We start from the raw sequence: 12,771 nt of genomic DNA on the forward strand, positions 1-12,771 counted from the left end.
GCAATGTAACGGTCGATTCCCGCGACGGCAGCGGTCAGCAGGTCTCGTTGACCGGCTCGGCTGGATCGGAAAACCAGTGGACTTACGGGCTATCGGCTAATCGGGCTTCCTATTCCAACGATAAGATATACAGCGCCAATGGCCAGTATCAGACGCGCGCGGCTTCGTTGGGTGCCGACGTAAGTCACGCTTCGGGCGGCGGCTCGCAAAGCAGCGTCAGGGCCTCCGGTGGCGTGGTCATCCATCATGGCGGTCTGACCTTTGCCAATAACCTGGGCGAAACGATTGCCCTGGTCCATGCCGAAGATGCCGAGGGCGCGGCTATCGGCGGCATGCCCGGCGCGCGCATCGACAGCAATGGCTACGGTATCGCGGCCTATATGACGCCATACATCCGCAACCAGGTCTCCATCGATCCGGACGGCATTCCGCTCGACGTCGAGCTGATGGGTGGCATGCAGGAAATCGCTCCGCGTGCCGGTGCCGTCGTGGAAGTCAATTTTGCGACCAACGTAGGTCGTACGGCGTTGATCGATGCCATGCGCGCGGACGGTAAGCCATTGCCTTTCGGTGCCGACGTCACGGACGAAAAGGGCGAAAGCCTCGGTCTGGTCGGACAGGGCAGCCGCGTCGTAGCTCGCGGTCTGCAAGATCACGGTACGCTCAAGGTTTCGTGGGGCGACGATGCCGATGAGTCATGCATGCTTACTTATGCGCTGCCGCCGCGCAGCAAGCGCAAGAAGGCGGACGACGGCTATCAGCAGGTCACGGCAACATGCCAGCCGCATAACCTCAGCCCGGCGCCCCAGGCCGCAGCAGCGATGCCTGCCCCCTCGCGACGTCAGGCGACTACAAGCCTGTCGCCTCGTGGTAAAACGCCCCTGAAATCGTGTTCGGAGGGGCTGGTGACGTCGTGCGGTATCGACGCAGGCTATGGGCGGAGCGGGCGCGCCGCCGAGGCATACACGAGCCACGAATTCGGCAAGCAGGTGCGGATGCTTACGGATGAGCAATCGGCAGCCATCCAGCGGCTGTACCGGGACCCAAGCCATTTTGGCTTTGATGCGACCTTGTCGACCGTCTGTGGTGTAGATACGGGTGTGCGATGTGGGCGACCCCAATCATGGCTGGCGGATATGTCGTATCCGAAGCTGTTGTCATCGACTGCGTTAATTTGAGGACGCCAGGACATGCGAATATATATGAGACATGTGGTTCTACGCGGCGTACTCGGCCTTGCCATCTACCTTTGCATCGCAATAAGGCCGGCTTCTGCGGAATGCATTCCCAGTGCTTTAACCGTGGGCGATGCCGTAATCAAGGCATTGAACAATCACTCCCTGGACATACGAAAAGTGTCTCCAGGAAGCTGGCATCAAGTTCAAACGTATGAATTTCGTTCGATTCCGGTGATGAGCGGGGATTGCAGCGGAATCGCCAAAAGTTTCGTCTACGCAGGACAGGCAAGCGGCGGCACGAGATGGGGTGGGTTTGGCGACGACGGCGCGCCGAGGTTTACAGTCAATGGAGACAAGAGCAACGGAACAGTTGCTGTGTCGATCTATGTGAGTAGGGCCGGCGAAAACAACTACACGCAGGTTAAGGCATCGACCGCATCCGTAACGCTATCGTTTGCGCAGAATGTCGCATCGCCTGCTATCGATGTGAAGTTAATTGAATATGTGAAGATTCCTCTTCAGCCTGCGCCGGGCAAGTTTATCGATAGCACAACATCCAGCTACAACATATTTCCCTCCTCTTCCGTCAACATCGATGGATTGACGAAGACCGAAGTGCCTTTCAAGGCAAGGACAGGCACTTCGACCCTCTATGGAGCGACTTGCAGTGTCTCGTCATCGGAGAGAAACAAACAGGTCGCCATGGGTGACATCGATTCTTCTGTGTTCTCCGGCGCTGGCAGCAAATCCAAGATGGTTCCCTTCACATTTTCGTTGGAAGACTGCAGCTTGGTGACATCGAGCGTGCACATGACCTTCGAATCTGACGGCCCCGCTTTGACGAACATGGATCTTTTCCCGACCGATAACCCCGGTCTCGGGTTGGGACTAGTGGCGCTCGACGCGCGTGGCACGTCAACGGGCGGGAAGCAGATCGAGCGCGACAGCCAGGTGAACTTCGACGCGCAAGCCGGCGAAGTGATCTATCGCTTCGAGGCGTTTCTGGAACAGCTCAACGGTGCCGCCGTCAGCCCTGGTGGAGTTACATCCAAAGTGCGTGTCCTGGTGAACTATGACTAGAATCCATTTGCCAATGAGCTGCCACGGTGCGCAAGTTTCGTGCATGAGCAAGCTGCTCCTCTGGTTGCTTCTGCTCCCCTTTGCATCGCATGCGCAGGAGACGCATGACGAGCTGAAGTGGACCTTTACAGCAAATATCACCGGCAAGACGTGCGATGTAGAGACGCCGCCTCCCGTCCAGCTTCCGACCCTGAGTGTCGGTGCCCTGCCGTCGGTGGATTCGACTGCAGGCACGGTCAAGGTTTCCTTGAAGGTCAAAGATTGCGATGCGTCAATTGCGAAAGCGCGCTTCGTTTTTCTTCCCAACCCGGACAGCCTCAAGGCGGAATATTTCACGGCCGATACAGGCCCCAATAGTGCGACTGGCGTGGCTTTCCGGCTGACGAGCGATGCGGGCCAGCTGATCCGGGCCGATGGCACAGACAACACGTCCGATACGCTGGTAAGCAACAGCCAGGGCGAACTCGATGTATTCGTTGCTTATGTCCGGACGAGCATGACTACACCACAAGCAGGCGATGTCAATGGACATATCGAATTCGATGTCGAATATCCCTAGTTAGGCAGGAAGAGATTTTTAGAGGTTCCTAAGCGCTATGGCATGGGCACTCAACTCCTCCGTCGAAAACAAAAGCGGCGCTCACATGAGCGCCGCTTTCTTTTCCAGGCATTCGATTCACATCGAAACGACGGTGCTGGTTAAACTGGATCCGTCGTAATGATGCCAGACCATGCCTTCGACCAGCCGCTATCGTTGACCTGATAGTTGAAGTAGATCTTGTTGTCGTCGTTGTTGTCATCGCCTCGCGAGAAGTTATAAAAATACTGCGCGCTGAGCGTAAGCGTGAGCGGAAGCTGGTCGTCCGGGTCGTAATCGTCCGGCACAATCATGCTGAATGATCGTGTGTAGGCCTTTTTGCTCTTGATGCTGCCAGCCGTCCAGCCGTTGACGTAGATCCAGAAGGTCACCTTGTCTCGCGGCTTCAACTGCTTGCTGCTGTCCTGGCCCAAGGGAACATGGAACGTAAGGACATAATCCTTCAGGGCATTATCGTCGATGGTGCCGGATGGGTAAGGGCGCGGGGCCTCCCAATCGCCATTGATTTCCGGGTTCGGCCTGGCGGTGGGTACACCATTCACGCCAAACGTGGCCAATTGCGATTTGTAGGTGGTGGCCGCGCCCGGAGGTGTCGCGAAATAGTACATATTGTTCGCTACCGGCGAATCGTCGATTTCCAGGGCGTTGTAAGGCACTTGTGCGCCCGGATCGGATAGCCTGCCATACAGGCCAAGCCACGCCAATCGACGATTCACCACGATGGCGCATGGATCGCTGTCGTGCGCATTCGATAGCGCTTTAGGTGCCTTGGTCTGAAACGAGTAATCCGGATTCTGTACCGCCAGCTCCCCGTCCTGTTCGTTGAGGAACGTGGGTGGCTCAAGCGAGCCCTCTTCCGCCTCGTTCGAGCAGACGAGCGTGAACTGCGTTGTCGAGTCGCTACCGTCGATCGAGCCGAAAAGGTAGATAAATAGTGAGGCATAGCCACAAAGCTTGACTTCCGCTACCCCGTTGTCATCGGTGTCCTTCCAGGCGGTCAATCCCTCGTTATCCTCTACGCGATCCATACCGAAGAACTGGACACGTCCACCGCCCAGGTCCGGAATACGGAAGCGCATCGTCACGCCGGGCACCGTTTCGTTATCGTCGTCGGTGACAACCATGCTGGCCGTCAGCGTGTACAACGGATCCAGGAGGTTTTCTTGCCCCTCGATCGAGCTAAGGATGAAATCGGAGCTAACACGTATCGTGCTTCTGTGATTCATTTCAGTTCTCCCTGAGCCGTCACTTGCGCGCTGTCTGCCGGCGGCGATGAGCCGCCAGGCCGGTGATGGCGGTTGCCGTGTCGAGGCTTGCTGTGGCGGTCTTTGACCATTGGCCGTCGGCGTTGTAATTCACTCGCAGGATGCTCCCATTGCCGTAGCCGGCAAGGTACATCTGCGGAATGGTCACCGATGTCTCGCCTTCCTTTCTGTCGACCCGCGCCGCGTTGTAGCGAACCGGTGCGCCGGTGTTGCTGTCTTCCAGGAAGCAATAGACAGAGACCTTCGAGCTTGCCTTGACTGCCGGGTCGGTAAACGTGAGCGTCAGTCCTTGCGCGCAATCCCATGCGGTGACGCGATCTCGCAGGCCTGTCGGCGGAGCCAGGTTGCCTTCGGTGGGCTTTGTCTGGGGGACGCCAGTGACGTTGAAAAGCAACGGCTTGGTGTTGAACGTCCGCTTGTTGTGGTGCTGCGTGTCATTGAACACCAGAACCAGCCTGTTCGTTTCGCCCGGGATAAGAGCCGCATTCCCAATCGAGGCCCCATAGACCTTGGTCTGGGCATCGTAGAGAAGGTCTTTGCCCGTGCCCGAAAAGGCGATGCGTCCGTTCAACCACAGTGCGACGCCGGTGTCGTTTTCGATCAGGCCATCGGCGTCGTCCATGTCCAGGAAGACATTGAAGGTACTGGACGCCGGGTCGATGTTCATGACCTGATTCCGCAAGGCGGGGTGAATGCGCAGCGGGCTAATATCGGCCGGTGGGGCATGATCGATGTCGGCAATCAGCAAAGGACCAGATTGCAGCGTCTGGTCCTGATAAGTCGCCGTCAGGGTAAATAACGAAAAGACTGGCGACATGATCTGAAAATCGCAGCGGCCCGACGCGTTGGTGGCGACGATGTACTTACCACTTTCCTTGGCCAACTCGTTACCGTTGTAGTCGTAGAGTCGGACCGGCGCGCCAAAATCGGAAGTGCTCAAGCTCACTTTCGCGCCGGCCGGCGGGTCGGGAAGCAACTGCAACGCCGCCCTGATGATCGTATCTGCCTGGTCGGAGTGGAACTGGCCATCGAAGGGATTTGCTGCCAAAGTCTTACTGACGGCTATGCCGTGCAGCTTCACTTTGTTCTCGAAAACGAGCCCTGGAAGTTCACCCTTGTCGACGTTGCCGGCATTCCCGTTAGGATTGGGGCTGGTCGCTGTGACGGTGACTTCGAACCGGTCGCCTAGCGTAAGATCGATCGTTCCCGTCGTGCTGGCTTGGCCGTTCCTTACGATGGTCTTCGTTTGACCGAATGTAACAGGGGCGCTACCCGCGCTCCACGTCAGCTCCTGGCCGTTTGCCGGGCTACCGTCTGCGAGAGTATAAGTGGCCGTAAACTCATGAGGCACGCCCATGAGCAGATCGTCGCCATCCGTCGATTCAATGACGATCTTGCCGGGTCCGCCATACCGGGCGTTAAAGGTCAACCCGGTGACAAAGGATTCGTAGGAAAGCTTCGTCGTGGAGTCCGTGGCAGTGGCGTGCAGCGTTGCCGTAACATCCTGGCTCGCAAAGAGGGCCACTCGACATATGCCGTCTTTGTCTGTCGTGCTCTGGGTGGGAGTGATGGTCGGGGCTGCGTTGGCGGGAGACACATCCCTCCAGGACCAGTTCACGCTTGCGTCGCGAATACCGTTGCCGTCTTTGTCGACAAAGCTGGCTTCTGCCATGACCGAGACGCCGATCGGGAGTTGCGCGTTGTCGTTAGGAGTGTCGATAAGGAACTGATCGTCGCTGGCAGCCGTGAACGTAATGCCTTTCAATCGAATGACGTCCATTCCATTCGGCGCAACCGGGTTGGGGCAGACACCCAGCAGGTCGACGGTGGCATTTGTTCTGGGTTGTGCTGTGATCTGCGTACTGAAAATATTAAATGCGATCGGTCGCATATCCTGCAGGCTGGGATTGAAGGCGACCTGGGTGGTATATGGGTCCGTAGACCAAGTCAGCTTTTTTCCTGCCTGGGACTCAGCAGCTGCCAGCGTGTAGAGACCAGTCACCAGATGAGGCTGACCGGCCGTAAGCTCGGAGCCAGGCGCCGGTGCCGTGATCTGGGCGTTGGTGGGTAAACTCCCGGCCGTGGTACTGGTATAAAAGCTGCAACTGGCTTGCCTGGCGTTGTTGGCGCTGGCCAGCAAGGTATCGGTAACTATCTGGTTTGGCGAATGAATGATGGCATGTACTTGGCCATTTTCATCCGTCCTCCCATCGCCCAGCACCTCGGGCGGTGTCTTTACTGCGTTCCTTTGCCAGGACCATTGGATAAGTTCGCCCTGAGCCGGGGCGCCATTCTCATTGAGCAACGTAGCCGTCACGGGAATGTCGCAACCTACCGGCTGCGGAATCGCGTCCAGTGCAGGGGTGATATATACCTGCCGCGCAGCCGACGGATCGGCAACGCGCCACCAGAATGTCGCTGCGTCAAGCGACAGGTTGGGGTCCCTGGGCTTGAACGTAATGCTCAGTGCATTCTTGTCGAGCGAGAGGGTTTGCGGAATGAACACTGCCCAGGTGCGAACAAGAGCAGCGCTCTGCAAGTTCGGATCGACGGGGCGCTCGCTGATAGTGACTGACGAATTGGAGCATTCCCACACAAGTTCTGGAACTTCATGGTTAAGATCGTTAGGCCACGCCTCCATGCCATTGTGAGCCATATGACATAGGCTTACGTAGAATGTCTTGCCTCGAGGCAAGATAGTCTCTGCAGATGGCCACAGAAGAAGCGTCTGCAATGGATCGGTCCACTGGTCTTTGTAAACCTTGTAAGTGAGCCTTTCAGTGACTCCATTGAACCCGATGACATAATCGTTAACGTCCGAGGGCGGAGCGAGTCCGAATATGACAATGCCGTTTTCATCGGAAACCTGGGCATTGGACTGACGACCCGTGCCGGTAAAGGAAGTCAGATTACGACTTAGACCCTTGGCGGCTGGTGTGCCATCGGGGAGAGTGTAACGAACGGGGATAAGTGTATACGGGTGCGCTCCGTTGGCTGCGCACATATACGCTTTATCCGGAGAGCGGAGAAACTCCGCTCTGTAAATTCCGTCTTTTAAGGATGCCATTGGCTATATTCCTATGCAAAATAATAATTTGTTGATTAATCCGTGACCATTTCGCGCGTGGGATATTTAGAGAACTGTTCGACGCCACCGACGGTACCTTTGTATGCAAGATAGAACTTTCCGGTGCGGCCATCCTGCGCTCGTGCATATCCCTGCAGCAACGTGCGAGGAATAAAGGCACTGACCTGCGTATTTGCTGTGATGGTCGTAACCGGAGGGTTAGTAAGGTCCGCCAGAGAAAATGTTTCCTGATGGGAGCGGACTTCGTTCGTGCCGGGGACAAACCCGTTAATGTATACCGTGACCTCGACGTCGGCGAGGTTCTTGACAGGGCCGGGAATAATGAAATCGAGTTGCGGTGTGATCATGAAGTCATCGACGGTGCGGCCGCCGTCACGCTGCAGGACGACGGAATACAAGCTGCGATTGACGTTGTCTTCCGGCTTGTTTTCATAGATGCCGTACACCGGAAAATCGATCTCGTTGGACGAGACGGGGTTAGTACTGTTGATATCCTGCGTGTAGAACTTCAACCGCTGAGGATTGTTATTGTCAGGGTCAGAGAAATCCAGATAGAAATACGGGATTTGCTGCATCGGTGTGTAGTCTCGATCGACAACGATCTTGAGCGGACACATCTTGTCATTGAGATTGACGAAGATTTCCGAATTCGCCGGAGGTGTCGGCAAAAGCCGCACTGTGAAATAAGTCAAGCCAGTCCGTATAATGATGCCAGGATCTGCGCCGGTCTCGGGCGATTCCAGTTCAGGGATGATGGGCGCGTCGTAGTTTTCCAGCGACTCGAAATCCAGAGAGGCGCACACAAGCGATATGCTCGGCTCGACGCTTTGGCCCTGGATCTGTGCAACGAGAGTCATTGCAACGGGCTGGGCGGAAGCGACATGAAGCTCAGCTTCGCCATTGGTATCGGTGAGCATCCGATATTTGCCATCGACCGGGTCCGGGGTTACCGGAGCTCCGCTCTTGTCATAGAAGAACACGGAGCCAATGCCGGGATTGGTGGACCACGTGACTTCGACCTTCGCCAGCTTGGCGGTGCCTTTGAAAATAGTGACCTTGGCGCCCGTCGAATGATCGGAGTCGACATTCGTTTTGCCATTGATGCTGTCATCGCTGATTGCGAAGCCATTATCGATTTTGGCAAGAGACTTCGCTTGGTCATGCGCCGATACGTGGAGACCGGCTAGCTCGGCATCTGGTGTGCTCGATCCATCGAGAAAGGCCTGCAAAGTAAATGCATCTTTCTCCTGGCCCGTCGCCGGTACGTACTTCATCTTGGTGACGGCCTTGTACATGCCTGTACCTGGGATCTCAGTAAACGATACGGTCCGGCCACCGGCAGGAAACATGGCCGCGCCAGGATCTTCTTTTGTAGCAAAAGTTACATGCTGACCAGCCGCACCTTCGGCATACATAGTGAATTCGTTGTATTCGCCGAGGGCAAGGTCTTGTCCCGGCAGGCTGGCAAAACGAAGTTTGGTAACGGCCATAGCGATGCTCCATCTAGTGGTTTGGGTGCGCCTCTGGGATATCTGGGCGCACCGACCAAGGTAGCCTTGTTGGGGAAGGGGGACTTTTGAAAAAGGGAGGAAAACTTTTCCTCCCAGCCTGTTTTTTTCCATGGCACTGCTGCCAGTGGCATGCATTTGGAAGGGAGGCGAAGCTCCCCCGCTCCTACAGAGATAGGTAGTTTCCGAGGTTCCCTTCAGAGGCTCGTTCAGTCAGCACGTATTGTTATGACTTTGTTAGCGGCCGGGCTCATGTTGCAGAGCCAAAGTGTCCGTTACCGCCGCTGAGTCGAGTGCAGCTCTGGCGATCTGGGACCATTGGCCGGCAATGCTGTAGTTCACCCGTAAACTGCTGCCAGTGGCGTAGCCAGCGAGATATATCTGCGGGATGACAAGCGACGCATCCGTGCCGCCGGGGATATCGAATTGCACGACATTGTGGCGACCCCTTGCGTTGGGATCGTTATCTTCAAAAAAGCAAAAGACAGAGATTGTTGTGGCGAACTTGGCGATCGGTTCGGAAAAGGTAAGTTTTACACCTCGTGCGGCATCCCAGGCGGTGACGCGGGACGGCAGGCCATCGGGTGCCGCCAGGGCACCCGGAGTCGGCTGTATCCTTGGAGTGCCCGTCACATGGAACAGCAATGGAGTGGTAGTGAACGTTCGCTTCTTGAAGATCCGCGTATCATTGAAGATCAGAACGAGCTTGTTGATCGTATCGGGCACGAGGCCTGCATTGCCGATAAACGCGCCGCCACGCTTGTTATTGCGATCGATGTCGCTACCCGTGCCCGCAAAAACAATTCGGCCGTTCAGCCAGACTGCCAGCGTCGCATTGTCATCGATATAACTATCGGCATCCTCCAGGTCCATTGATATGCGGAAGGTGTAGGAGGAGGTATCGATGTTCAAGGTCTGGCGATTCAAGCCGTGGATAAGTGGCGATTCGATATCGGCCGGCGGTGCGCCGTCGATATCGGCAATTACCAGTTGGGTAGAGGCCAGGGTTTGCTCTGCGTATGATGCTGTCAATGTGAACAGTGAAAAGACTGGCGACATGATCTGGAAATCGCAGCGGCCCGATGTATCGAATGGCGCTAGATAATTGCCCTTTGCATCTGCTTGCAGCGCTTTGCCGTCGCGTCCGTACAAGCGAGCTGGAGAACCGAACTCAGACAAGGCGAGCGTCGCTCGCGCAGTGGTACTGCTGGGAGCGATCAGTCGCAGTGCTGCTTTGATGGTCACGGCCGCTTGATCGGCATGATACTGACCGTCGAAAGGGTTCGCCGCCAGCGCTTTATCGACAGCCAGCCCAAGCAACTTCGCTTTGCTATCGAAATTGATGCCTGGAAGCTTGCCTCGGTCGACAGTTCCTGCGTTTCCATGCGGATTGGGCGTGGTCGCGACAATCGTGACGCCCTGCACGTCGCCCCGGCTCGTTGCAACCGTACCTCTGGTGCTGGCATGCCCCAGTCTTACGACGGACGTAGGCGGATCGAACTGGACGGGCGCGTTCCCGGCACTCCATGTCAGCACCTGGCCATCGGCCAGCCTGCCGTCGGCGAGGGTATAGGTCGCCGTAAACGTATGCGGAATACCGGTTCGCAGCTCCGTGCCGTCTTCGGACGCGATATCGATCCGACCCGGCCCTTCCGCCGCGCCAGTAAAGGCCACGCTCTTAGCCCAAGCCTGGCAGCGTCGGCCCGTCGCCGGATCGATCGCAGTGGCATGAAGATCCGCACTGATGTTCCGATCGGAACGTATGGCGACTTGGCAGGCGCCGTCAAAATCGGTCACCCCGCTGGCGGGAACGATACTGGGCTGGGCATCGGGCGGCGATACGTTCTCCCACGACCAGTCCACCACGGTCCAGCGGATGGGGGTGCCGTCCTTATCGACAAAGCGAGCTTGGGCGATCTGCGAGCTGCCTGCAAGCAACGAGTCGCCATCCTCCGGGGTTTCGATAATCAGCTCGCTATCGACGGGGACCGTGAATCGGATGCCCTCCACTCGCAGGACATCCATGCCATGGGGCGAGACCGGGTTGGGTGAGACCGCAAGCAGGGCAACGGTCGGCAAGTCGTTGTTTTGCCTGGCGGTGACGATCGTGTCGATACCGCCAAAACCAGTAGTCACTGCATTACTGGCATTGGGGGCGAAGCTGATGTCGTCGGTATAGGGATCCGTTGACCAGGTAAGTCGCTTTCCATCTGCCAGCGCGCGGCTGAAAAAGCCATAACGCCCTTTCACATTATGTGGCTGTCCTGCCGTCAGGCGAGCGTTCTGCAAGGGCTCGCTGATGTCGCTCATGGCAGGCAGGCCGCCTGCCTTATCGGATGCATTGATGGGGCAACTTGCCCGCGTGTTACCACTGGTGGCTATCAATGTATCGTTGCAGTTGCCGGCCGGTAGTTGAATAACAGCGTGAGCCCGACCGTTTTCATCGGTGAGGCCGTCGCCAAGGACTTCGGGCGATGGCAGGGTGCCTCGCTGCCAGGACCATTGCACTCTCTGTCTCGGTACTGGTCGGCTGCTTACATCGATCAGAGTGGCTGTGACAGGAATGGTGCAATTGGCCGGCTGCTGAGTGGCATTCAGCGTAGGCGTTATGTATATCTGCCGTGCGGGCGTCGTATCCGCAACTCGCCACCACACGGTTATCGGCTGCAGCGATGCATTGGGATCTTTGGGGCGTATCGTGATGCCGAGGGCATTGCCGTTGATCGGGGCATTTTGAGGAATGGAAAACCTCACGCGCCGGATACGGTTGGCATAGCCGTTCGGCAACGGGCCCTGGTCGGCCAACGGCTCAAGAACCATCTTCTCGGAGCATTCCCAGACGAGTTCGGGAAGTACCGAATTGTCACCTTGCCAAGGGAAAGGGTCTGTGCCGTTATGCAGCGAATGGTAAGCGCTCACGACAATGGGCTTACCCCGGGGGAGCACGGTATCCGGAGAGGGCCACGCCACGGTCGTCTGCATGGGCAGCAGCCATACGTCCTTGTAGACCTTATAAGTCACGCCTGCCGTGTCGGGATAGGCCGCAAGCGAAACTTCGCTGTCGTCAAGGAATGTCTCGAACCGGAAAAGCACAACGCCATTTTCATCGCCCACATAGCCGTTGCTTGAGTGGGCTGGGTAATGTTTATCGGAAAGAATTCCGAAATAATTCTGGGGAGCCGGGGCGCCATCCAGCGTGTAGCGAACGGGGATAAGGCAGATATCGCGGGACTTGGTGACGCAAAGGGATGTCCAGTCGGGGGATCGGAGGTACTCCACCCTTACGCTTTCATCTTTTGCCGATGTCATCGGTTTCCTTCTCCGGGCAGCATGATGGTCAACACGTCACGCGTGGCCTGCCGGCCTCCACCCCGGCGGGGTGTGCGCGATCCTGGCCAGACCACCTGCCAAGATAGCCTGGCAAGTAGTGCTGCCTTTTTGAGGAAAGGAAAAAAAGTTTTCTTTATTGCCCTTTCTTGCCCAGCGAATGGCCATATCCTCCTGGCGAAGGAGGGGGCCTCATGTCTTTAGCAGCCATGACCGGCATGCCATTGAGCTGCCAGGTCTCGCGTTGCTGGCTGTGGCGCTCGAAGTGCCTCATCGCCTCAGGCCATTGGGCGCTGTTCTGTGCCACGGACGTACAAAAGGCTTCATCGGTGTCCACCTGGGCATGACGGACAAAGTGGTCGCGTATAGCGTCAAGGCCCTTACCGACGCAGAGCTTGCTGGCGTCATCGCATAGCGCGATTTTGTCGATTCGATACAAACCTTTGCAGCGCGCTGCGACTGTCAGAGCTGCTGCGATGTTGTCACTGCCTCGGTTCGATGTCCGTCCGGTTTGCCGGTCCAGCTGATGAACCCATTCCAGCACCTGAAGATAGAACGCATGATCAGGATGTGCGGGGTTGTCCAGGCGGATTGTTGTTTCTACTTGGTAAGTGGTCGCCATGATGCCGGTACCGGGGGGTATTCCGGTTAAATGAGATATATCTCCCAGAGGGAGATGCGTGGTTACGTCACGGCTTGTTGTGGCTGAAGCCGCTCCCACAACACT

Annotated in this window: 8 protein-coding genes; 3 read left to right on the plus strand and 5 right to left on the minus strand. The window is 56.9% G+C overall.

The window, feature by feature from the left end:
* The 3 genes from VIM98_RS11140 to VIM98_RS11150 all read left to right on the plus strand — a co-directional run.
* On the plus strand, nt 1-1,178 hold a 1,178-nt coding region (locus VIM98_RS11140; RefSeq protein ID WP_331993178.1), incomplete at its 5' end, for a fimbria/pilus outer membrane usher protein.
* A 24-nt stretch (nt 1,179-1,202) separates the two neighbouring features.
* The gene (locus VIM98_RS11145; protein WP_331993179.1) at nt 1,203-2,258 is read left to right on the plus strand and encodes a fimbrial protein; all 1,056 of its coding nucleotides are present in this window, start codon (nt 1,203-1,205) and stop codon (nt 2,256-2,258) included.
* 43 nt (nt 2,259-2,301) lie between these two features.
* Complete coding sequence (locus tag VIM98_RS11150; RefSeq protein WP_331993180.1) at nt 2,302-2,817, plus strand: fimbrial protein; 516 nt, start codon at nt 2,302-2,304, stop codon at nt 2,815-2,817.
* Nucleotides 2,818-2,957: 140 nt separating this feature from the next.
* On the opposite strand, the gene VIM98_RS11155 is transcribed toward VIM98_RS11150, so the two are convergent.
* The 5 genes from VIM98_RS11155 to VIM98_RS11175 all read right to left on the minus strand — a co-directional run bounded on the left by VIM98_RS11155 (nt 2,958) and on the right by VIM98_RS11175 (nt 12,666).
* Nucleotides 2,958-4,082, minus strand: coding sequence for a hypothetical protein (locus VIM98_RS11155; protein WP_331993181.1), 1,125 nt, complete (start codon nt 4,080-4,082; stop codon nt 2,958-2,960).
* Nucleotides 4,083-4,101: 19 nt separating this feature from the next.
* On the minus strand, nt 4,102-7,188 hold the full coding sequence (locus VIM98_RS11160; RefSeq protein ID WP_331993182.1) for a hypothetical protein: 3,087 nt from the start codon (nt 7,186-7,188) through the stop codon (nt 4,102-4,104).
* Nucleotides 7,189-7,223: 35 nt separating this feature from the next.
* Nucleotides 7,224-8,699, minus strand: a complete 1,476-nt coding sequence (locus VIM98_RS11165; protein WP_331993183.1) for a hypothetical protein — start codon at nt 8,697-8,699, stop codon at nt 7,224-7,226.
* Between the two features lie 255 nt (nt 8,700-8,954).
* A complete protein-coding gene (locus VIM98_RS11170; protein WP_331993184.1) occupies nt 8,955-11,810 on the minus strand; it encodes a hypothetical protein in 2,856 nt (951 codons plus the stop codon).
* 370 nt (nt 11,811-12,180) lie between these two features.
* Nucleotides 12,181-12,666, minus strand: a complete 486-nt coding sequence (locus VIM98_RS11175; RefSeq protein ID WP_331993185.1) for an XVIPCD domain-containing protein — start codon at nt 12,664-12,666, stop codon at nt 12,181-12,183.
* Between the last annotated feature and the right edge of the window lie 105 nt (nt 12,667-12,771).

The sequence above is a fragment of the Dyella sp. genome (assembly GCF_036568765.1).
Taxonomy (GTDB): Bacteria; Pseudomonadota; Gammaproteobacteria; order Xanthomonadales; family Rhodanobacteraceae; genus GSA-30.

Coding starts and splice junctions, on each gene's coding strand:
- VIM98_RS11145 (WP_331993179.1), top strand. CDS start 1,203: ATGAGACATGTGGTTCTACGCGGCGTACTCGGCCTTGCCATCTACCTT.
- VIM98_RS11150 (WP_331993180.1), top strand. CDS start 2,302: ATGAGCAAGCTGCTCCTCTGGTTGCTTCTGCTCCCCTTTGCATCGCAT.
- VIM98_RS11155 (WP_331993181.1), bottom strand. CDS start 4,082: ATGAATCACAGAAGCACGATACGTGTTAGCTCCGATTTCATCCTTAGC.
- VIM98_RS11160 (WP_331993182.1), bottom strand. CDS start 7,188: ATGGCATCCTTAAAAGACGGAATTTACAGAGCGGAGTTTCTCCGCTCT.
- VIM98_RS11165 (WP_331993183.1), bottom strand. CDS start 8,699: ATGGCCGTTACCAAACTTCGTTTTGCCAGCCTGCCGGGACAAGACCTT.
- VIM98_RS11175 (WP_331993185.1), bottom strand. CDS start 12,666: ATGGCGACCACTTACCAAGTAGAAACAACAATCCGCCTGGACAACCCC.